15 protein-coding genes are annotated in these 22,247 nt (G+C 47.5%); 5 read left to right on the top strand and 10 right to left on the bottom strand.

Annotation, left to right across the window (positions count from 1 at the left end):
- Window position 1: 1 nt before the first annotated feature.
- The 9 genes from ACYVEA_RS29120 to ACYVEA_RS29080 form a co-directional block, all read right to left on the bottom strand.
- Window positions 2–1,018, bottom strand: a complete 1,017-nt coding sequence (locus ACYVEA_RS29120) for a hypothetical protein (RefSeq protein WP_461116919.1) — start codon at window positions 1,016–1,018, stop codon at window positions 2–4.
- A gap of 30 nt (window positions 1,019–1,048) precedes the next feature.
- On the bottom strand, window positions 1,049–2,047 hold the full coding sequence (locus tag ACYVEA_RS29115; RefSeq protein WP_297369697.1) for a hypothetical protein: 999 nt from the start codon (window positions 2,045–2,047) through the stop codon (window positions 1,049–1,051).
- A 52-nt stretch (window positions 2,048–2,099) separates the two neighbouring features.
- On the bottom strand, window positions 2,100–4,607 hold the full coding sequence (locus ACYVEA_RS29110) for a TraG family conjugative transposon ATPase (RefSeq protein WP_297369700.1): 2,508 nt from the start codon (window positions 4,605–4,607) through the stop codon (window positions 2,100–2,102).
- A 3-nt stretch (window positions 4,608–4,610) separates the two neighbouring features.
- Window positions 4,611–4,973 carry a DUF4133 domain-containing protein gene (locus tag ACYVEA_RS29105; protein ID WP_297369703.1) on the bottom strand — a complete coding sequence of 121 codons (363 nt, stop codon included), beginning with the start codon at window positions 4,971–4,973 and terminating at the stop codon, window positions 4,611–4,613.
- 8 nt (window positions 4,974–4,981) lie between these two features.
- Entirely contained in the window at window positions 4,982–5,293 is a 312-nt protein-coding gene (locus tag ACYVEA_RS29100; RefSeq protein ID WP_461116918.1) for a DUF4134 family protein, read from the bottom strand.
- 110 nt (window positions 5,294–5,403) lie between these two features.
- Window positions 5,404–5,739, bottom strand: coding sequence for a DUF4134 family protein (locus tag ACYVEA_RS29095; protein ID WP_297369708.1), 336 nt, complete (start codon window positions 5,737–5,739; stop codon window positions 5,404–5,406).
- 142 nt (window positions 5,740–5,881) lie between these two features.
- A complete protein-coding gene (locus tag ACYVEA_RS29090) occupies window positions 5,882–7,084 on the bottom strand; it encodes a hypothetical protein (RefSeq protein ID WP_297369710.1) in 1,203 nt (400 codons plus the stop codon).
- Window positions 7,085–7,211: 127 nt separating this feature from the next.
- Window positions 7,212–7,967, bottom strand: a complete 756-nt coding sequence (locus ACYVEA_RS29085) for a hypothetical protein (protein ID WP_461073746.1) — start codon at window positions 7,965–7,967, stop codon at window positions 7,212–7,214.
- 5 nt (window positions 7,968–7,972) lie between these two features.
- Window positions 7,973–8,683, bottom strand: coding sequence for a ParA family protein (locus ACYVEA_RS29080; protein WP_297369716.1), 711 nt, complete (start codon window positions 8,681–8,683; stop codon window positions 7,973–7,975).
- A gap of 847 nt (window positions 8,684–9,530) precedes the next feature.
- On the opposite strand from ACYVEA_RS29080, the gene ACYVEA_RS29075 reads away from it, so the two are divergent.
- The 4 genes from ACYVEA_RS29075 to ACYVEA_RS29060 all read left to right on the top strand — a co-directional run bounded on the left by ACYVEA_RS29075 (window position 9,531) and on the right by ACYVEA_RS29060 (window position 17,685).
- Window positions 9,531–10,049, top strand: a complete 519-nt coding sequence (locus tag ACYVEA_RS29075; RefSeq protein WP_461116917.1) for a plasmid mobilization protein — start codon at window positions 9,531–9,533, stop codon at window positions 10,047–10,049.
- A 3-nt stretch (window positions 10,050–10,052) separates the two neighbouring features.
- Entirely contained in the window at window positions 10,053–13,436 is a 3,384-nt protein-coding gene (locus ACYVEA_RS29070) for a relaxase/mobilization nuclease domain-containing protein (protein WP_297369722.1), read from the top strand.
- Between the two features lie 386 nt (window positions 13,437–13,822).
- Entirely contained in the window at window positions 13,823–15,418 is a 1,596-nt protein-coding gene (locus ACYVEA_RS29065) for a type IV secretion system DNA-binding domain-containing protein (protein WP_461073743.1), read from the top strand.
- Between the two features lie 74 nt (window positions 15,419–15,492).
- Complete coding sequence (locus ACYVEA_RS29060; RefSeq protein ID WP_461116916.1) at window positions 15,493–17,685, top strand: YWFCY domain-containing protein; 2,193 nt, start codon at window positions 15,493–15,495, stop codon at window positions 17,683–17,685.
- Window positions 17,686–17,853: 168 nt separating this feature from the next.
- Here ACYVEA_RS29060 and ACYVEA_RS29055 read toward each other — a convergent pair whose 3' ends face one another.
- Window positions 17,854–18,786: a M23 family metallopeptidase gene (locus ACYVEA_RS29055; RefSeq protein ID WP_461116915.1), complete on the bottom strand. Its 933-nt coding sequence runs from the start codon at window positions 18,784–18,786 to the stop codon at window positions 17,854–17,856.
- 255 nt (window positions 18,787–19,041) lie between these two features.
- Between ACYVEA_RS29055 and ACYVEA_RS29050 the strand changes: the two genes are divergently transcribed.
- Window positions 19,042–22,236, top strand: a complete 3,195-nt coding sequence (locus ACYVEA_RS29050) for a DUF3945 domain-containing protein (RefSeq protein WP_461073742.1) — start codon at window positions 19,042–19,044, stop codon at window positions 22,234–22,236.
- Window positions 22,237–22,247: the final 11 nt, after the last annotated feature.

Here is a 22,247-nt window from a genome sequence, read left to right as displayed (position 1 = left end):
CTTATTTTTTGGGTAGTGGCATGTAGGTATCCTTACCGCCCAATGCATCCGTCAATTGCTTACGCTGATCTTTTCGCATACTGCCTTGTATGTGTTGATTGACTTTTTTGTTGATGCCCTGTAGGTTACGCACCCGTTCTCGCATACGGTCGAGTATCGCCCGCTTCATCACCATCCGGTCATAGTGAGAATAAGCCACCATTTCCTTTTCTTCCATGGCATCATTGTCATATTCCTTGTTAGAAATGGCCATGAGTAGTTCCTTAAATTTTTTTGCATCATCCATCACGATGGCATCGGAGACAAACGCGTGCCAACCATGCTCTACCTTATTTCCCGGCGCGTTTGGATCGATTTCCGGATAAAGCCACTTCAGTTTACTGTGGGTATCATCATCTTTGAATCCATCCATGACCACCACGTGTTCGCCCCATAGTTTATCGTGTTCACTTTCCGACAAGTGATCGGCCACCGAATTTTTGAGTTCAGGTAAGCTTTTCCATTTAGCGTTCATCCGGGCGTAATTGACCTTAAAATCCTGATACTTGGTTTTCAATTGCTTATTGAGGGAATTCCTCGACAGGACCTTCACCCGATCGATTGCTTTCGCCAGATTTTCGTCCTTTTTCTTTTGATACGCAGAGATGATCTTCTCTGCCATGGAGCCAATGGGCATCATATCGGCAAACATCTTGACGAGTTCGTCCTTGAGCTTATCAATTAAAATATCGGTCAGCTCAACCTGGTAATCCTGTAAGCCACTCATGATCTCACCGCCTCGTACGCGCAGGATGTTATCGACCTTCGTTTGGACGTCGAGTGAGGAGCCCCAGTCTGTATGAACGTACATCGGATCGGGCAGATCGTTGATCGTGTAGCCCGTCCCCGGCGTTGGATTACTAGGATCATACACCTGAGCGTGAACCGGGGATACCCATAAGGTTAGGAGAAAGAAGCCAAGCCAGAAGTAACCCCGTCTGCTGTTTGGGCCGGAACCGTGTAGTTTTGGAATACGCATGATCGTAGAGAGTTAGCGATGAGGACTGATTTATTTAATTCGACGCACCCGCGGACTACCATCGTTACCACCCGTGTCTGCGGTGCCAATCAGATCATCCAGCGTCGTATCCCGCTGAGCATCTTTCATTCGATAGACGAAGACTGCCTTGACTTTGGCCTTCACCGATTGAGCCCGTTTTTCGCGGTCGAGAATACGCTTATACGCTTCATCCAACGTCCGGATTCGGTCTGCTTCGGCCATGTAAGCCGTGGAGGACGAGTGATTCGTGGCAAACTTGACTTCATTGACGATATCACTCATATCCGATAGTCCACCGATGAGGGCTTGTAACTGGGATTGCTCTCCGGCCGTAAACACCTTATTGCTGGCCATGGAATTGATCTGTTTGATCGTATACTCAACCGCCTGCGCGTGTTCTTTTAAATGCAGCGTTTTATAGTAATCGCCGAAGCCGGCACTTAGCTCGGTATTACCCTTCTGCTCGGCGAAATCGACTTTCAACTGTTGGTAGTCTATCTTCTGTTGTTTTGTGTAAGCATCTTTCATTAACTTTTTGAGGGCCTCGACGCTTCGGATCGGGGAGGCTCCGAGCAAACTCTGCAGTTGGCTCATCAGCCAGCCTTCCAGCGCATCGGTTAATCCCTGAAGAATCTGGTCTTCGTACTCACCAATCAAATTTTCGACCTCCGATTTTACCTTATCGGCATACGTGGTGACCTTTTGACCAACGAACGAACCAAAGCTGCTTGAGCCACTTGTACCATCATCGCCAAGATGCTCGCCGATGGGATCAACACTGGGAACATTTCCCGGGGCCATACTTAGCGAACCTGGTTTGCTTGGGTCATAGGAGGGGGGCCAGGTTGAGGGATCATTGGGGTTGAACAATGGGTCGGTCGAAGGATTCCATGATCCTGTTGTTGAAACGGGGTCCGTCGTTTGGCCAAACGCAGGCCCGTAACCCGAAACCGGGCCCATCAAGACTAGCAGGAGCCCCAGAAGCCCGTGCATGAGTAAGTGTTTCATAGACGATTGGATGTTGTAAACTGATTGGACATAATCGATGCAGTCGGCCAGCTTACCCATGCTGTTCCCGATAGGAGCGGATACCTAAATCGTAATTGCCCCCGTTCTCCGCTACCAGCTTTTTGACGGCCTCTTTTTCACTCTGTTCGGTGGTGAACGCCAGGTATTCTTCGACGGACACTTCCAGTCCATAAACCAGGCTGATTTGACCCGCGAAGCTCACAAAGAACTCTTTGTATTTCCGGGTTGCATTCAGATCGCGATTAACCGAGAGGGCCAGGTTCTTTTCCTGATCGGTCAGTGCCAGGAACTTCTTTACTTCCTCAAACCGGTTTTTGTACTTCTTCTGATCCATCAAAATACGGGTGTCCGCATTGTTGATAATCGAGTCCTTAACGATCTTATTCCCCAGGATATCGTCGATGTCCTGGGTCACAATCCAGGCCTCACCAAAATGCTTACGAACCGTCTTGTACAAGTACTTGATGTATTCAGCCATCTTCTCTTTCATAATGGCTTTCCAGGCTTCCTCAATAAGAATAATTTTACGAATGCCTTTGAGCGTGCGCATTTTCGTAATAAATGTATCCATGATGATGATGGTGACCACCGGAAACAGAATGGCGTTATCTTTGATATTATCGAGCTCAAAGACAATAAAGCGTTCATTGGTCAGGTCAAGATTATCCGCTGAGTTCAGCAGGTAATCATATTCCCCACCCCGGTAGAAGGGTTCCATAACGACAATGAAGGCGTCATAATCAAACATTTTAGCGGTAATCCCCCGGCTATCAAGCGCCTTTTTAAAGTCATCTTTAAGGAACTCAAAGAAGGAGTTGAACGAGGGGAAAATCTCCGGGTTGAGTTCCAGATGGGAAAAGTATCCATTGACGGCTAGTGACAGGGCGGTCTCCTCCAGCCGGCTCAGGTTTTCTTCCTCTTTTTTCCACAGTGAAAGCAGCAATGCCTTGATCGACTCCAATTTTTCAATGTCCGGTCTGGCACGCCCTTCTATGAAAAAGGGATTGAATGTAATGGGCGCTTCCGGTTTATACGTTAGATACTTTCCGCCTAACATCGAGCATAGTCCTTCGTAGGAGTCGCCAACGTCGACAATCACCATATGGGCTCCCTGAATGAAATAAGACCGCAGGAAGTGGTTGGTCAAAAAGCTTTTGCCCGATCCGGAAGGACCCAGAATAAATTTATTCCGGTTAGTGATCCAGCCTCGCTTCATGGGTGCGTCCGAAAAATCAACATACAGCGGTTTGCCTGATAGCCGATCGGTTACCCGGATGCCCATGCTTGAATACGAGTTTGGCGAGACGGACTCTTCGTTTAACAAGCACAGTGCCTGGGGGGTAAATGTCCAGAACTTATCTTCGTCAGGTAAGTCGGCCGCATTGCCTGGAATCCCGGCCCAGAACATGGATAAGCTGTCAGTAGTCGAATTTTCCCGGGGCCGAACCCCCATCTTGGCGATTGCCGCGTTGGTTTTGTTGCGCAGTTGTGGCAGATCCGCTTTATCATTTGTCCACACCAGCAGGTTGTAGTGTGCCCTAACGGGCGGGTAACCGGTGTCGGCCGCGTAATGCAGGTAATCGTTTATTTTGGCCGCATTACTGGCATTGGCTTTTGTGAAGGACGCCAGGGCGGTCATTTGGGTAGCCCGCGCTTCCAGTTGCGGAAAGATTTCGTTACGATCTTCTTTAAAAATATATTGGTTATACACGTGGTTGACCCCCAGCATTAAACTGACGGGAGCAGCAAAGCCCACCGATACCGTTGAATTCTCCGTGGACAGCGCACTCACCGCGTTGTGGGTATACACGGTATCCGGTAAGTCTTCAATATCTGAAAGGGAGAAATATTTAACAATCTTATCGCCGATCATCAGATCCTCTCCGCGACGTATATCACACAGCGGTACCACATCCGCTTCAGCCTCCAGACTCATGTAGCGTTCGAGAATACCCGGCTTATCACCTTTCTGATAGATTTCTTCACCCGCCAGCCGGCGCATGCTCACGTTGCGCGTTGAATTGATGATCGAGACGAACTGTTCGATGGCTGAATAGAACTCTGACAGCTTGATGGGGTCTGAAATCTCCTTAGACAGAAACCGACCGGACACCAGGCTGGTCTGCATGGTGGACACGGCCCGCTTGGATGTTTTCGTTAGGTATAAATAGCAGCGGTGGTTGAGGTAGGGTCTCTCGTGAAAATGCCGGGACGATGCTTTATCCAGAAATGTATTCCGAAACCCTCCTTCCTCTACCCGCGTCGGGTCATAGGTGTCAACCGTGAAAAAGTCCTGTTTATGAAAAATAGAGTGTTCTGGCAAAACCGAGAGCGCCTTACCCCACATTTCATTTAATTCCCGGAAGTCACCCGTTTCAACCCGGAATTCACCTTCCGTGACGTGCGCGGAAAGCGTGTAGATCTCCGGTAAGGTCATTTCATAACAGACGGTAATATCGCCCATCTTAGAAATGATGCAGTCATTCTCAATTGACCGCAGAGGCCAATACTTCATTAAGTCTTCTGTGCGTTGGGCCATGATTTAGTTGCGTTTTAGTTTAAATCGATCCCAGGTTGACGTTTTCACCTCTCGCTTGATAAGCATATCCCGGTAAGGCCGGGTGCTGCGCACCTGAATGACGGTTGGATACCGATTCCGCGCATTGAATTTGGATAGTCCCCGTTCACCATGCTTTTTACTGTAGGAGGCCAGCGTATTGTAGCCTAAAAAAACCATGACGAACATGACGCCATAGGCATACACGGCGGGTACGCCGATGAGCATAGCGATGGTGGCCACCACCATGCCGCCAACCGTGCCACCCGCCAGGTAGATCAAATAATTCATGCCCCTGATTCCGAGTACCTCGGGCGGGCGATCGACACCTTTATTGATTTGATACATAGTGCGTCTTAGCGGAAAAGCAGATCAAAGAAGTAAGGGAAGTACAGGCAGAACAGACAGGCAAATATCCAGGCGAATATGGATCGGTACATGTCCGGATCAGCCATCTGAAATTTGTTATAAACCTTTACCGAGCCGATCATCGCGCAGATCATAGCCACTGTTCTGCCTAGAATCTTCATGGCCTTATAAGCACTTGATATCTGATACGTAGCTTTGGCTACGGCTGTGGGAGGCGCGCCACCCGCCCAGACATCCGAACAAGTCAGTAAGAGCAGGGACAAAAGAACCAGCGGTAAAATCCAAGGCCTAGTCAACATGAGGATACCATTAAGAAGTGAAAGGATGCTTGTTGGAGTCAGCTTTAAACGCCGAACCCCACCGTCAGGCAGGGTTCGGCGATTGTGACCTAGGTAATCGGTGAGCCATATCAACCTGGAGTAAAAACCGCACCCAGTATAACGACGACCAGTCCGGCAAAAATCAAGGCACCGAACCAGGAAGCAGCGGCTTTTCGGGTATCAGGATCACCATTGGACCATTTTCCGTATACCGACGCAGCACCGACCAGACCGATGATCGCCATGACGGTGAACATTAACTTTTGTACCGTTGGCCACATGGCCCGAATGCCCGTATTGGCTTGTTCCAAACCAGCTGCAGCCGTCGCTGTTCCACCCGCCATGGCATACACGCCAATGCTCAGGAGCGCGCAGGTGATTACCAGAGTTCGGGTATTCCACCCTCTTACAAGAAGTTTTTTCATAAGACTATGAAAGGTTTGATTCAATGGAGATAGACCCCCGTCTATCTTGATTCAAAAGTATTGATTCGGAAGTACCCTAAAACAAAAGCCTTTAATTATTTTTTTTTCGGTCACACTTTTAGAAAAAAAATTGTGTGTACTCTTAATCAGCTTCTACTGAAGCCGGTTCACTAGCGGGTTCAATTAGTCCAAACTTTCGCCCGATAGCAGCAACATCATCATCATATTCTCCTAAGTGTTCAGGCAAGTGCCGGAATACAGCCGTCAACCGTAGAGCAGCATTTGCATCGTTATTTAGATTGAAGTGGTCAATGGCTCGTATGACCTGACGAACGCGATGCCTGACCTCACGTGTGGGAGCTTTGCGTTTGATCGCTTCCACCACTTCATAACCTAATTCCCCGGTTTTATTTAAGTTAGCGAAATAAGGCAGCGCTTCATGCCGTATCTCAGGTGCTGGTTCCAAGACATCCGATGCATCGAACGTTTGGATTGTTCCAGCCGGTACCAGAATGGATAATTCGTCCATCGTCATAATAAACTCAGTGGCCGGAGCACTTTGTGATTCCTCATCTGGAGTACTCGTTGTCAGCTGCGTATTTAATCCGCCCCCAAATGAGTGCTCATTGTCATTATCGTCATCATCCGCGCCAAAATCATAGTCACCAGCATCATTAGCTGTTTGGTCTTCTAGAGTGGACTGAGCCAAGTTGGAAGGTGTGTCTTGATTGGCTTGCATGGAGCGATGAACCTCATACAGGGCGATCATTTGCTGCTCTATACGCCGGGTGCTTTCTTTTAACACAGCAAACATCGCTTCTATCTGCTCCGAACTTTGAGGCTTGTCAAAGCTATCTGAGGGAAGTTGTGAGGCAATGCTGCCGAAACCAGATAAAGTCAGCTGACCCATTGGCGGCGTGAGCTGGCCACCGGCAACCTCTTGCAAAAGCGATTCGTTAGTATGTTCCTCAAATGATTCGTCCTCAAATGCTTTATGCAGGTATGCATCCGGGTCTGTTCCATTTGACTCGGTAGGATGCGACCTAGGAGTAGCATTGATTGGATTTGTGGATGCTGAAGAATCAGCAGTTGACGTAGCTGATGAGGGTATCTTACTACCTATGCTGACAACCTCACCCAATATGGAATTTGGTTCTGTTTGGGGGATGCCCGGATGGGTTTTTTTCGAATCAGCTAAGTTCGTGGGCATCTCGGATGAAGAGGTAGCTCTACGACCAACGGATAGATTAATATCGATCCGTTCTTTTCCTTTAAAAATTATTTGTAGTAGCCAGATCAGGCCGGTAACGGAAATGATGATAGCTAAAAACCCTAGTAAATTCATTAGCAAAAAGTTTAAAATGTCGATACCGTTTAACCGATCAGCGGTTAATCATCACTTGACTATAAATAGTGGTTTGACAAAACTCACATCGCACTAAATTTAATTAGTAAGGGAGCATACATTATTTTCAGGTCAAGTTGTTTTCAGTCTGTTTAATCAAAGTCAAATTTTTCTGATGTTGAATACGTTGTCGTTCTTGTTGTTCTATGCTGAGTTGCTCAATGTCGGATGCGTACTTTATGAAAAACTCTTTTAAGAGATAGTTTACTAAATTATCCGCAAAATATTTGGGCTGCTCAATCCTTCCGTTAGAGTCAACAATAATTTGAATTAAATCAGCCATTTCTGCTGTAAGACGCACTTTCGATTCTCCTTTTGTAAAGTAGCCCGCTGCAAACCTATTGGGCAACGAATTTATGAGTTTGACAATGGGCAGGGGAGTACTTGAAACCACATCAGTCCTAATGCGGGAACGTTTAGGCGTCATCTGGCGCTGCTCAACAGCTTCATTATCGACAGACATCGGAGATGCCGTATCCTTTTTGCCAGCATTGTTAACTCGCTTAGGCTCACTAGGGGAATTGTCCAAAATTTTGGACAATTCCTCATTACGTCTGTCTGCCGAATTATTAACGGCAATCGGACCGAAGCTTTGACCTTGGAGTTCAACAGGCGTTGTCGAGCCAGCTTTATCGGGAGAATTTATAGGGGAGTCAAGCAGTTCGGTGAACGATTGATCTTCTACCATGGAAGTCGCTTCACCTCCATGATCGTTTGAAGATGATGCATCATAAGTGCGTTTCTGACGCACTTGTGATAAATAGGTGGCAATACTACCCTTGGGTTCTACTCCAGGCAGAGGCGGTAATGTTACTTTTCCCATACTAACTAATTCATTAAAGCAGTTTTACCTTCTATGCTTAAGAGCATTGTACCAGCTTCATCTACAAATTCACTTATAGATTCAGGCTGCGGAGTTATGGTATTAAGCAGCTGGCTTACTCTAACCGTTTCCAGTAGCATGTACTTAAAAATATAAGGGTTAAACTTGGATTTAAAGTAGTCTTCATAAGCTTGGCGTTCTGCAACTTTATGGTTCCTTTTAATTTTAGTCCATACTACGCTGATGCTCACTTTGGGATTTAGGGATCGAATCATAGACATGGTTTCCATAGCCGCCGTAATAGATTTATACTCAAGTTCAACTGGAACTATTATTAGATCTAATGAATCGATCAAATAATCAATGCCTTCAACATTAAACGTACCTGGAATATCAATTAAAATAAAGTCAAGTTGTTGACTAGTTTTCATGCTTTTCAAGGCTACTGTTGCTTCTTTGACAGTTGCATCAACGACAGGGTAAGGTTTTATCTGGGAATCAACCAGCGTTAAGTTTTCACCTTGTTTTTTGCCCTGTTTTTCTTTTAAGTCTAAGATGTCTTTTGTTCGTGTTCTTGTAAAAGAGTGTTGAGGAAAGTCTGCATCAATTACGGCAACTCCAGCGCCAATAGAATGCAAAAAGGTAGCTGTCAAAATAGATAAGGTGGTTTTACCTGTACCCCCTTTCTGGGACATAAAACTGATTACTTTAGTCATGACTTATTGTATTTATTGATTAAATTAATTTTAAAAACATTTGACTAGAAATTAAGTCTTTAGATGCTAGTTATACCGTTAACTATGAATTATTAATTCCAGCAGAAAACATACAAGTTCACGTCCTAGCTACCCTAGCCTCCTAGCTATCCTAGCCTCCTAGCTATCCTAGCTCCCTAGCTATCCTAGCCTACTAGCCCCCTAACCTCCTAACCTCCTAGCTCCCTAGCCCCCTAACCTCCTTGCTATCCTAGCTCCCTAGCTCCCTAGCTCCCTAACCTCCTTGCTATCCTAGCTCCCTAGCTCCCTAGCCCCCTAACCCCCTAACCTCCTAGCTATTCTAGCTCCCTAGCTATCCTGGCCTCCTAGCCTCCTAGCTATCCTACCAGAATGCTGGAATAGACGATTATTGCCTGTTTTAGTCAAAAGTAAACCTAGTCATACCACTCTTATACAAAGCTGTAAAATTATTTTTTTTTCGGTCACTACTTTTTAAGCGGATATATTTTAAGATAAATGAAGACACATTACCTTTGAGATGCGGATCGACTGGTAGCATTTTGTGGTTCAGTCATACGCAATTTTAATAAAAAAAGGGTTTGATGGCTTTTTCGCCCATCGGGGGCTTTTCTCGCCGGAAAACCCATTCGCCACGGCGAAAGCAAGATGTGTTTTTCGCGGCAAAAAACTCTTCCTACGGGCGTTTTTACCGCTTCAAACGAATCTTGCTCTGCGAGGCTAAAAAAAGCGGTTTAATAGGGCTTCGTTAACACATTCAGCCCTGACCGCTCACCAAAACCGCCCCGTAATCGAGAATCGATTTTGTCTTAGCAACCAATTCAGTCCTATGAAGTCAGCCAACAAAGGGTCAATCGTAACCGAGAATCCCGGTCGGAAAAAGAGTAATAAAGGCGGGAGACCAACCAAAGAAGTAGCTCTTAAAAAGACGAATCGAATTTACCTCCATCTGACTGACGGGGAAGCCCGGTCATTTCACGAGGCCTGGCAACATCAGCGATTGACTAAGAAAATATCCCGAAATGAGTTTGCCAAACATAGACTTTTTGCTTGGACTATTAATGAGGAATCCTCACGAAAGCTTAGCGTAGAAGAAGAGCCAAAAGCTATAATTGAGCGGCTGGATCAATGTATCAAATTGCTAAACCAATTTGTCATTCAATTACGGGCCATTGGGTTAAATTATAATCAATCCGTCAAACGCCTGAATAATATCTATCTATCCAACGAGGTGCGAGGCGAAATAACACAGCAGCGTGAGCTGTTAATTGACATAGCAAAGCTGATTCACTGGAGCGATCAACAGTATAGACAGGCGGATTTATTCAGCGAAAAATTAAACCCCTAACTCATGGTGGCCCGAATAAACACAGGAGCCAATCCGGCTGGTGCCGTGTTGTACAATGAGTATAAAGTAGCTCACGGAGAAGCCCGTTTTTTAGGAGGTTTTAATGCGGTTGCCTATGATCAAGCTAAACTACCAGTCAAGCAAAAAATTAACGAGCTGGAACGTTATGCGCGGGGCAATGAAAACATAAGCAAACCCACATTTCACGTATCATTAGCGTTTCATCCTTCGGAGAAATTTAGTGATCATCAATTAAGTGAAATCGGACAAAATTACATGGACCGATTGGGCTATGGCGAACAGCCCTACTTGATCTATCGACACGAGGATACTCATCATCCCCACATTCACATTGTTTCTGTATCGGTCGATTTCCAAGGAAAAAAAATTTCTGATTCCCATCAACAGCGACGTAGCAATGCCGTCCGTCAGGCTCTGGAAAAAGAATATGGCTTAGTTGAAGCCGAGAAGCAAGGAAAAGAGCTACTGATGAATGGGTTGTTACCCGAACAAATCCTTGGCTATAAAGAACCCGAAGCTAAAAAAGCGATCGGTAACGTGGTGCGTACGGCCCTGACAGATTATAATTTTTCCAATGTGCTGACCTTTTCTGAGTTTCTCCACCAGCACCGGGTACAAATGAATCAGTTAAGTGGCGTGGCAGCTGACGGAAAGCCCTATAAGGGCATTACGTTTCAATTATACAATGGGCCGAACGATCAACGGGGGGAAGCGATTGGCCCGGCCATTAAAGCCAGTCGTTTTGCGTTTGCACCGACTTACGAGCGGCTGGAGCGCAAATTCAAACAGAATGCTACCCGCATCCGTAGTGGCAAAGAAGCTACGCGCCAACGGATTCACAGCAGTCTGGGATCGTACAGCCAACTGAGTGAAGCGGATTTTAGAACTCAGTTACGAAGCGCCGGCATTCAGGTGATCGATACGGGACAGCAGTACATGTACGTCGATCATAAAAGTCGCAATGTATACGGTGAAAATGAACTTGGACCAGCCTATACCCGCTTGGTTCAACGAGCCGCATTTACTGACCGGAGTGTTCGGCTTGACACGCTTCAAAACCGAGTTCGGGCATCCTCCCCAAGCACCACCGATCAACCACCACGAACTAAGCGCTCAGCTGGGTCCGGCGAGCCGATAAAAGGGCAAAGCCAAAAGACGGAGCCAACTTCCCAGGAACTCGCCCTGCGTCGACGTGTTAGTCACTTTTATCAGCAGGTACGGCAGCAAGGTGTTGATGGTAAAAAGCCTTACTTTTTTGAGAGCCAACTCATCCGCCAGTTTCCCCATGAGCTACTGACCGACTTGTTAATAGAGGAGGGGGTTAATCCCCAATCCGCCCGGCAGGCAGTCACTCAATTTGAAGCCTATAAACAAAGTCAATTACCCGAGATCCGGTCAAAAGAAGAGGCCTATTTTAGCCAGACCGCCAATCAATTCGTTTCGCTGGCCAGCGAGCTTCCACTATCGGCTGCCAGTAAACGGGCGTTTCTGTCGGCCGCTGATTTCGTACTTACGGTTGATCAGGGAACACTGACGCACCGGGAAGACGCACAGCTACGTTATGTTATACCCTTGTCTGTTCAAAAACAGCTACAACAGGATCAGGGGCCCTCACTCGCGTTCCGAAGTCGTCTAACTAAACCGGAACGATTGCTGTATGGGGCGTTGGCCAGTGGACAAATGCCCCCCGACCCGATCAGCTTTTACCAGGTATCGGCTGCTCACCTCAAAGCGGCCATCGGCCCGCGATTTGACCATGTCTCAATAGGGCTAAATAAATCTTATGCCAATCAGGTAAGTACTCACCTGAACGACCAAAAACCCCTACTTCCTCAACTTCAGGCCAGAGGTTTTGTCATCGACGCGTTAGCCAGTGGTGCCTATCGAATGGGACACTATTTAACCCGCTCAGACGGATTTACTCCCGTGCCAGATGCATTGGCTCGTCGATTACAGAAAGAGTCCATACCCACACTAGCGGATCAAACCCAAACGTTAAAATCGTCGGCGGGGCGCAGTCTGGTTTCCATGAGCCAGGCAATAGACCTCAACAATACGGCACTGATGCAGGGAGAGCTTGGCCGGTGGCATCGTCAGGCCAATTATTCACCGGGTTCGGGTTCGGTGATGGAGCAAGCCATGAGGGTACAAATTCAGCTACAGGCTCAACTGGAATCAACTGCAGGAAATAATGCAACGCCGGAAGCAAACAAAGCGATCAGCTTACCAACCAAACCAGTAATCCCTCAACCAGTATCCACCGTAAGCCAGGACCTGGTAAGACTTTTACAACAAGCGGATTTAACTGCTCAGCAACGCTACCAGATTACCACGCAACTAGGCTTGATCTGGCAACGAACTGAATCCGGGCAAGTGCGGCTAAAAGAAGGTGAACACTCAACCCATCCCGGCCGGTTCTATACTCTAACCCCTTCCGAACAAACTAACTTTAGCCGTCCCGTTTCTAATGAACTTATAAGCCCCCGTCTCAACGCGGCCGATCAAGCCCTACTACGGGCCATCAGTCAGGGCAACGATTTCTCCCGTCTAACTCGTCAGCAGGTGGCCAGTCTAACGCTGCCAGCCGTAGAAATTATTCTGCCCAAGCCGATGCTGCCAACCTTTCAACGATGGTACAATGAACAACGGGGGAGCCAAGTTTTAAGCGACACCACTCAACAATTCGGCGAACCCGGTACAACTCGGCCTGGTGACGCCCGACGGCATCTATCAGCCTTGTATCAACGGGGATTCTTAATCAAACAGGAAGTTGATTCTACGAACAGACCGGTATTCCGAATGGGGCACTATAAAACGGACCCCGCCAGCTACGTAGCGGTGCCGCCCGAAATTGCTCAGACCTTTAGCCGCCAATTCCCTTCTCAACCGGGAAAGAATGTCTATGTACTCGAAGGGGCCTGGCCAGCGCCCGATTCAGTTGCCGCCCAACGGATGCGGTCATTAGCCAGGGCCGTTGATAGCGACGTTGAACCCGGTAGGCTCAATAAATTGATTGAACGAGTCCATGACCGGTTTCCTCATCTATCCCAAATTCGAGAGCCCCAACTTTTATTGGATCAACTAGTGAGTCAACCACGAGCCAATCGTCAGCCGACCAAGGGCCAAACGTCAGGCTCGCAACCAGCACTCGACAGCTCAAAGCCTTACGCGCTGTCTACTAGTTCATCTTCGCTGAAGCAATCTTCATCCAGTGACAGTTTACAATCTCTGCTGGACCGATTTGAAAACCAGGCTCCCCAGAAAGGACTCTTGGATATATTGGGTGAGTCGGCTAGTGCCATTCGGCCCAAGAAAAAACGAGTTGGCGAGGCTACGCCCGTGAGACGTCGAGGCCGTAGTCATTAACTTTTTTTTTGATGATTGTGACCGAAAAAAAAATAATTTAATACCCTCTAGAGATATGTGATTGACAAGAGTCAATTTTGAGAAAGCCAGTAACCAAAGTGTAGGATGCTCTGCGTTATAGCGTATTTCAAACAGGTACTTTATGTCAAGATTTCATCCGTATGGCCGCAAGGATCGAGAAGAGCTTCTGTCGAATCGGTGTATAGCTTACCTGGTTACAGGCCTGCCCATTTACGGGAGGGTCCATGAATTACGTAATCAAGCGGGCTATTCACGGACGGATGTACCGACTTTCTTCAACTAAATCTTCATACCAGTTCACCAATGTATTTGGTGCTGAGCCGTGATAAATCACTTTATCTTCTCCAGTTTAAATCCAATGTATCATGATGAATTCAGCAACACAAGCCGACGAGCTGATTGATTCTTTCAACCAGGAAACCCGCCGAATTGCCAATGCGTGTTCGGTTAATATTCCGACCCATTGGCGCTATAAGAATCAGGTCAGAAAAGGGTGGATTAACCTGACACATCTGTTTCGGGGTACAATGATTTTAGGAGCACCCGGAACAGGTAAAACCGAAACCTTTGTCCAAAATTTTGTACATCAGCTTTTGGAGAAAGAATTCACGATGGCCATTTACGATTATAAATCGCCTGAGCTAAGCAGGCTGGCTTATACGCATTACATTGACAATCTGAAAAAAACGACGAACCAATCGGGAGTAAGCCCTTCGTTTCATGCCATCAATTTTACTGATCCCCGTTATTCGTCGCGCTGTAATCCATTTTTGGCCGAGCGGTTCACCAATAGCTTCGAAGCCTTAGAAGCCGCGAAAAACCTACTGTACAATGTAAATAGATCTTGGAGTCTGAAGGGGGAGGGAGATTTTTTCGTTGAGGTGGCGATCAATTATTTAACTGCCTGTATCTGGTACATGAAGCGCTACAACGATCGGCAGGAAGCGAATTATGAAGATAGGTTGCCGACTGAAGAACGAGCTGCGGCCACTAAATCAAATCGCTTTAACTACTGCACCCTACCCCACATCATTGAATTTGCAACAAGGCCTACCGAAGAGATCATTCCGTTACTCAAGGCCGAGCCCGAGCTGGCCCATTTGATGGAAGCCATAACCAACATTGATGCAAATGATACGCGTGAACACATGGAGGGGCTGTTGAAGGTGATGCAACTAAGCCTGTCCACCTTAAAAAATCCGGTGCTCTACTGGATTATGACAGGGAGTGAAGCATTGGTAGATATCAATAATCCGAGTAATCCTAAAATACTGTGTCTGGGAAACGATCCAGCCTCGGGCCACTTGTTTTCTGTCCCATTAGCGTTGATTTCACACTTGCTGGCCAAACAGGTCAATCATCCCCATCAACGACCCAGTGCGTTAATCTTCGACGAATTTCCTACCCTTTATTTAAGCGAATTTGACAGTCTGTTAGCCACGGCCCGGTTCAATAAAATTGCCCTCTGCTTATCGGTTCAGGATCTTACTCAACTTGAAAACAAATATGGCAAAGTTAAAGCTCAGGCTCTCTTTACCATGAGTGGAACGATACTGGCCGGACAAGTGCGGGGCACCTCAGCGCAACAAATCGCTGATCGGTTGACAAAGCGACTGGAAACAGTAAAACCATCCAAAAGCTGGTCCTTTTTCGTTAAACCGAACGCAACGCAAGCACCCCGTATATCATCCGCCACTTTAAACGCTTTACCCTATGGCTGCTTTGCCGGGGAAGTAGCTACGCAGGTTGATGCTCCTCCCACGCACCCCGTTTTTTTCGCTCAGGTGACTGCCAGAAAAGCAAAGCTTGCGGAGAATCTCGCTGAACTACCTATAAATCCTGAACTGGCTATGCTGACAGATCAGCAGCTTGGCCAGCGATTGAATGACCATATGGCGGCAATTCAACAGGAAGTCACGGTTTTACTTCAGCAGGAACGGCAGCGCCACAAGCTGCGCTAACCCTTGCGCAAAGCCATCGGGCTAGTCAGCAGCGGGATTATTCTTAATTGTAAATCAAAACAAGTCTTATCGTCATGGCTAATTCACAAGAACAGGACAAAGAGTACAGAGGTATCCTGAACACCATCATGTTTATGGGGTATGCAGTCCTCTTATTTCATTTTTATGTTTTCTGTAACAACGTTTTTCAGCAGTTAGGGATACCCCTGGGCTTACTGGATCGGTTCATTCGCTCCTTGAACAGTTCGACGCACATATTTGAGCAAGTGTGGTATTCCAAGCTGGCAGCGCTGTTTTTATTACTTGTCTATGTACTGGGGAATAAGTCCAAAAAGAATATTACGGCAACCTGGAACGATGCCTTTCTGTACGGACTGATTGGTATTCTCCTCTACTTTGGGAGCGCACTGCTGTTGACTCTTCGGACTCTAAGCTACAATACAATTAACCTGTTATACGTCCTATCAACCGTGTCGGGTTATTTAACCCTGATCAAGGCGGCGGGCATTGCCGACAGTATCATCAATTTAAAAATGGGCGATGACCCGTTCAATGAAGAGAACGAGAGCTTCATGCAAGAAACAGAGTTGGTCGACAATGAATATTCCGTAAACATCCCCACCCTGTTCACCTACAAAAAAAAGCTTTACAAGGGGTGGATTAATGTTGTCAACGTATTTCGGGCGGCGATGGTCCTGGGAACGCCTGGTTCCGGGAAATCCTTTGCCGTAGTCAATAATTACATTCGCCAGCAGATACAAAAAGGATTTACGATGTTTATCTACGACTTCAAATTTCCCGACTTATCGCGCATCGCTTATTTCTACTTACTCAAACATCAGGATGTATATAAGAAGATGTACGGCAAAGTACCCCGGTTTTACACGATCAATTTTGACGACCCCCGTCGCTCTCATCGGTGTAATCCACTCTTACCCCGTCTTATGACTGACATCATTGATGCCCAGGAGGCTAGTGCTACTATCCTGCTGAATCTGAATAAAAGCTGGTTACAAAAGCAGGGCGACTTCTTTGTCGAGTCACCGATAACATTTCTGATGTCCTGCATCTGGTACATGAAACGGTTCAATGACCGTCAGGTTGAGGTTTTTTTAGACACACTTCCTGAATCGGAGCGGGGAAAGCTAGGGGTTGCGGATCATATCAATTACTGTACGTTTCCGCACATTATTGAATTCGCCAATCACGATTATGAAGAGATATTTCCCTTAATGGCGGCTGAGACTGAACTTGAGAATTTAATTCAGCCGTTCTTCAGCGCCTTAAAAAACGGGGCAAAAGAGCAGTTAGAAGGTCAAATTGCATCGGCGCGAATTCCCTTATCGCGCATGGCGTCTCCCAGCCTCTACTGGGTGATGACCGGCAATGATTTCTCCCTGGACATTAATAATCCCGATGCTCCCAAAATTCTTTGTGTTGGTAATAATCCTGACCGCCAGTCGGTCTACGGAGCAGCCCTGGGGCTCTACAATGCCCGCCTTATTAAGCTTGTAAACCGCAAAGGCCGACTGAAAAGCTCCATCATCGTTGATGAGCTACCCACTATTTATATGCGAGGGTTGGATAACCTGATTGCCACGGCTCGTTCTAATAAAGTGTCTACCTTATTAGGGTTACAGGATTTGACTCAGCTTATACGGGATTACGGAGATAAAGAAGCAAAAGCAATTTTTAACACGATTGGCAACATATTCAGTGGACAGGTTGTCGGAGAAACGGCCAAAAATCTATCGAGTCGTTTCGGTAAAAACGTACAGCAGCGTCAAAGCTTTAACGTGACCGAGAAAGAAACAACAACTAATTTTTCGACGGCCATGGATTCGGTCATTCCCGAAAGTAAAATCAGCAACCTGTCCCAGGGGTGGTTTGTCGGATCGATAGCGGACAACTTTGACGCAACCATCAAGCAAAAAATATTTCATGCGCAGATCGTCGTCGATAAAGAAATGATCGAAGAGCTAAGTAAGCTCCCCGAGATACCGGCCCTTAAAGCCTACGAAAACCTGAGTGACAAACAGGTGCAGGACATGATGAACGAGCAGTTTAAACAAGTGAAGATCGAGGTAACGAATCTGATCAAAACAGAATTAGACGCTATTCGTCAGGGACCGAACAGTCATTTGCTACGGGATCTGCGCACTGCTGATCCCAACTATTTAACGGGAGAAGCTGCCAATGAAGAAGCCACCTATGAGGATACAGAGGAGTATGACGCAGTAAACGATGAATACGCCGTGGATAATTAACCCCTAAGCTAAACCTGTTCAGAGAGGCACTTGACTAGTCAAGTGCCTTTTTTATTCAGCATTCGGAACGGGGTAGCCCGAAAGGTACTTGTCGCCACTTTAACATACCGACGGCTTAATTTATCCGGTAGGAATGCCTTTTCGGTCTGTCGAAAAAGAGCCTTTATACTACTTTCTCCGTTGATAAACGGATGACCGGCCGGAACGGGAAACGCTGGATTTAGATTCGTCTAACGCATTGAGTAACAAAAAACAGTATGAAGCCGGATTAACAGGTTGGGTACCCGCTAAAACGGTGTAATGAAGGTGTGGCCCCGTGGCTAAGCCTGTCGATCCAACCCGGCCAATTACTTGTCCCCGGCGAACAACCTCTCCCACGAGTACCGAATGGTCTTCGAGGTGACCGTAGCCGGTTTGATACCCGGAGGGGTGAACAATATAAACAGCCAGCCCCATCCCGGCTGGTTGCCAGACAACCCGGTCAACAACGCCATCGGCCGTCGCATACACCGCCGTAAAGCGAGGTTGAGGTAAATCAATACCGGCATGATTCTGTAAGCGACCACTGATGGGATGAACGCGTAGTCCGTACGCAGATGAAATCCGGAAGTCTTCATAAGAGCGAAGTCGAACGGGTAATATGGATGGAATGGACCGGTATAAATCAAAGGCTGATTGAGCCGACGCTTTATCTGTCTGACCAAGAGGTATCAGTTGTTGACGGATACGCCGTAAGGAATCCTCCAAAACCGCAACCATAATCGAATCCTGATCGACAAACCGTCGAGGGGCCAGTGTCCGATTGTCCAAGCGATACCGTTTACTTGAATCGGCAGCAGTATACTCAATAGGCGCTAATCGATACCGACTTTGAGAACTGGTATCGCTTTTCAGGGGGCTACCCATGTAGGTTACCAAAAATGATTGTTTGGGGTTAACCGGACGATTTAAGGGAGGGGATAATCGCTTCCCGTATCCACTAAGACTATCCCGCTTTGGGGAGTTAACCATGGCGTTTTGCTCAGGTATTGGATTGGCCGATGAGTCCACCTCATCCACCATAGGGAGCGCAAATTCGAGGGCTTCTTGAGGCTGAGGCATCAGGGGCTGATGGCGCTTAATGGGTGAATCCACTTTAAAAATGACCTGAGCCTGAGCCGGGCCCAATACCCCTCCGCAACTGATACAAAAGCAAAAAATGAAAGTTCTGAGCGAGTAAGTCATAAGCGGCGAAACGTGACCGAAAAAAAAATGATTTTCATTCCCAAAGTTATCCAACTTTCTGTATTGTATTATTACATCTTGATTAGATACTGACCATTTTTTTGCATAAATCACTTAACGTACTGATCCAAGATGCAACCTCAACCCGTTACAGAACCTGCCCTTGACCTGACGGTTGCTGAGCTGTCGGCTTTTGCCCAGCGGGGCCAATTGCCCCAGCCGATTTTAACCTATCGGCAAGAAAATGACAATCGACTACCGGCCAATCTCTACGTTCCCTTGGCTACGATCATCAACAATGATATGGCCGCCCAGGAACGCGCCGCCGCCGTGGGAAAGCCCCTGGATGCCCGGCCGTCCGATGATCTACGAACCGTGCTTTACACCCAGGACCCGATCATGCAGGAATTGCTGGAGCCATTTCGCCAGCAACGCATTCAGCAGCAGCAAAATCCCTTATCTGATGCTGAACAGCAGGGCCTTCAACGGGGTCAGATTCCGGCCTCAATAACTGGCTACCTAAACGATTACGCAGGGGAAATACCAGCCCATGCGCTAAAGCCGGTTAGTGAGGCAGTCGTTGATACGACTGTAGCCCGTAAGGGGGAGATGTATCCCCAGTTCGAACTCCTGTACACCCGGAGTATTGAATTACCGGGTTTAGTGGACGAGCCGATTCGTCAGGGGCTGAAGGATCAAGGACTACTGCCAATGGATGCACAAAGCTGGCGCGTTGACATGGCCAGTGAACGGAGCCGGTCCGATGCCACGCAGTTAGGGATCGCAGAGGGTATTCAAACAACAGAAATGAGTTTGGCATTGCCGGCCCACGCTCGTCAATTACGACAGTACCTAGAAGGCGATAACTATTTAAGCAATGAGGAAATATCCCGAGCGATTTTCAACGAAAATACGACTCGGCAGCAAATGCATCAATTGGTCGAAAAGTTAGATACGACCAGACAGCCTGAGGTGCAGCAGCGGGTTACGGATTACTTGATGGAGTTGAAAGAAACAACGCAACAGTTTCCAGCCGTAGTACACCACGGACCTAGTACGCCGATTGACATGGTTAGTTTGATGAATGTGGTTCGAAATCATCAATCGGGCGAAACGCCGCTAACCTTACCACCACCGGGTGAAGCGGTAAAGAACATTGATTTGTTAGAGCGCCTTAAAAAAGCGTTCGACTCAACGGAACCTGTTCAGGATCAAAAACGGTCGATAAATACTCCAACGGATCAGGATGCTAAGGAAACAACCGTAAAGCCCGCTAATGTTGCTTTTGATTCGGTAAAATCGCCCGCCCTACCTGGTCGTTCAGTAGCGGAAGGGGATGCATCATTGCCTATGCCCGGCGAAAAAGGGCCCAATCCGGCACCGGCCAAACGGGTAGCTGACGAAGGAGAATCATCAGGGGGTTTATTAACGAAAATCCTTCAATTGAAATTAACTGAAGGGGGTATGGTGTCCAATTTTCTGAATAATTACAAAATTGTTCAGGACCTGATGGACAAACTGTTTAAGGGAGAGAACTTTGGTTTCAAGCGGAAGCCAACCGACGAGCCAACTACGCCGGATGGTTCATCGAAAGCCAATCAGCTGTCACTGGAGGAATTAATTCGGGAACTCGAACGGCGAACGCGTCCCGCGGGAATCAACCAGGCCGACGTTCAGAAAGTGACGGCCAATCAACCGATTGACCCAAAACCAACGGCAAGCCCCAATTCCCGGTCTCAACAAGTCGATTCAGAGCGGCCTGGACCGCCAGTAAGCGTGGATACTACTACCCGTCAGTACGGCCAGACCACAGCACCAGAAGCTGGGCCAAAATCGATGGTGTCCCGGATAATGGATCATTTTTTGGACAAGCTGGCTATAAAACTGCTCGACCGGTTGGAGTCGCGTCAGCAAACCAGACCTTCAGAAACTAGTACTACAACTGCTGTTACCAATTCGCCGGCACGGGTATTAGCTACGGATGGACTCAAGTCGACGGCAGCTCATCAGCCAACCGTATCCGCGGCAACGGCTCATAGCCAGGCCTCAGATAAACAAGCCACGACCCAACCCATTGTACCTGAAACATTTCGGCAGCAGGCCGCCTACGTGAACCAGGAAAAGCGCTACAGCTGGGAACAGATCAAGCCCCAGATGGATAAACTGGGCATTTCAGAAAAATCAATTGATCCGTTGAACAAAGCATTATTACTGGATGGCTATGCTACGCACCCGAACGTATCCTTCACCATAAAGGACAGAAACGGTATAGTAGCCCCAGCCCAGGGAAAACTGCTGCTCATTGAGATTCCAGGTAAAGGGCCCCAGGTTCACATTGAGCCACCCCAACTCAAAACCTCATTGTCTGTCCCGAAGGGGCTTAACTTATATACAGAGGACATTATGCGGTTGCAAAGGACAGGCATGGCTAACCGACCCGTTGAGTACACGGATGCTCAAACCGCTACCAAACGGGAAGTTCTGGTCGGCTATGATCCGGTAGCTAAACTACTGCGGACCATTGATAAAGAATCCATAAAAGTGCCCGCTGAGGTTAAGGGTCAGCCATTGACCACCCAGCAACAGGAGCTGCTGCGCGACGGTAAACAAATCAAGTTAACGGGGCTGCTAGATGAGAATAAAAAGCCCTATGCGGCAACGCTACAATTCTCGGCGGTGGAGGGGCAGTTTCGACTGGATCGTATCGGCAAAAAGCAGCGGGAAACGATCCCGCAGAACATCAAACAAGGCCCTTTGCAACCTCAGCCGGCAAGTGGGGATAAGCCGAATCAGGGTTTTGTGATTTATCTCAAATCGCTGACGCCAGAGAACAATCAAAAGTGGCTCAATACAACCCTCGACGTAAAAACGGGGGATGGACTTGAACAGCGTAAAAAAGTTAAAGAACTGACTTACTCGGATTCCATTGCGGTCAAAAAGGATGGGGTTTCAAAGGCATACTTGCCCCTTACGATGAAACCGCAAGACAACACCTTGTTATCACCGTCGGAACAGGCCCGATTACTGACGAAACTGGAAAGAAATCCGCCTATCGGTGGCATTCGCCTACAGGAAGCCAAGCCTCATGAATTGGAGAAAGCCAAAGCCCGCTTCCAGCCCCAGACCCAAACGGATACCAGCGTTGTTTCAAAAAATGGAGCGACCCGAATAACGCAAAACCAGACGGGTAATCTTGAGCAAAAACCGGCTGGTAACGCGCGGCAGAATTCGGACTCGACCAACGAGAAAAAAGGGCCAACCAACGCCGTTAAATCAGCCGCACCGGCGGACCGGCCTAAACAACCCACGGTTCGCCGTCACTCTTAAGATTTCAATCA

The organism is Spirosoma jeollabukense, from assembly GCF_054777855.1.
Note: the sequence above shows the minus strand (reverse complement) of the source record. Positions and strands in the feature narration are given on the sequence as shown.

What these genes read in the sequence shown, in the direction of transcription:
- ACYVEA_RS29065 (WP_461073743.1), top strand. Translation starts at nt 13,823, where the DNA reads ATGATGAATTCAGCAACACAAGCCGACGAGCTGATTGATTCTTTCAAC.
- ACYVEA_RS29120 (WP_461116919.1), bottom strand. Translation starts at nt 1,018, where the DNA reads ATGCGTATTCCAAAACTACACGGTTCCGGCCCAAACAGCAGACGGGGT.
- ACYVEA_RS29085 (WP_461073746.1), bottom strand. Translation starts at nt 7,967, where the DNA reads ATGGGAAAAGTAACATTACCGCCTCTGCCTGGAGTAGAACCCAAGGGT.
- ACYVEA_RS29075 (WP_461116917.1), top strand. Translation starts at nt 9,531, where the DNA reads ATGAAGTCAGCCAACAAAGGGTCAATCGTAACCGAGAATCCCGGTCGG.
- ACYVEA_RS29060 (WP_461116916.1), top strand. Translation starts at nt 15,493, where the DNA reads ATGGCTAATTCACAAGAACAGGACAAAGAGTACAGAGGTATCCTGAAC.
- ACYVEA_RS29105 (WP_297369703.1), bottom strand. Translation starts at nt 4,973, where the DNA reads ATGTATCAAATCAATAAAGGTGTCGATCGCCCGCCCGAGGTACTCGGA.
- ACYVEA_RS29080 (WP_297369716.1), bottom strand. Translation starts at nt 8,683, where the DNA reads ATGACTAAAGTAATCAGTTTTATGTCCCAGAAAGGGGGTACAGGTAAA.
- ACYVEA_RS29110 (WP_297369700.1), bottom strand. Translation starts at nt 4,607, where the DNA reads ATGGCCCAACGCACAGAAGACTTAATGAAGTATTGGCCTCTGCGGTCA.
- ACYVEA_RS29115 (WP_297369697.1), bottom strand. Translation starts at nt 2,047, where the DNA reads ATGAAACACTTACTCATGCACGGGCTTCTGGGGCTCCTGCTAGTCTTG.
- ACYVEA_RS29070 (WP_297369722.1), top strand. Translation starts at nt 10,053, where the DNA reads ATGGTGGCCCGAATAAACACAGGAGCCAATCCGGCTGGTGCCGTGTTG.
- ACYVEA_RS29095 (WP_297369708.1), bottom strand. Translation starts at nt 5,739, where the DNA reads ATGAAAAAACTTCTTGTAAGAGGGTGGAATACCCGAACTCTGGTAATC.
- ACYVEA_RS29055 (WP_461116915.1), bottom strand. Translation starts at nt 18,786, where the DNA reads ATGCCTCAGCCTCAAGAAGCCCTCGAATTTGCGCTCCCTATGGTGGAT.
- ACYVEA_RS29100 (WP_461116918.1), bottom strand. Translation starts at nt 5,293, where the DNA reads ATGTTGACTAGGCCTTGGATTTTACCGCTGGTTCTTTTGTCCCTGCTC.
- ACYVEA_RS29090 (WP_297369710.1), bottom strand. Translation starts at nt 7,084, where the DNA reads ATGAATTTACTAGGGTTTTTAGCTATCATCATTTCCGTTACCGGCCTG.
- ACYVEA_RS29050 (WP_461073742.1), top strand. Translation starts at nt 19,042, where the DNA reads ATGCAACCTCAACCCGTTACAGAACCTGCCCTTGACCTGACGGTTGCT.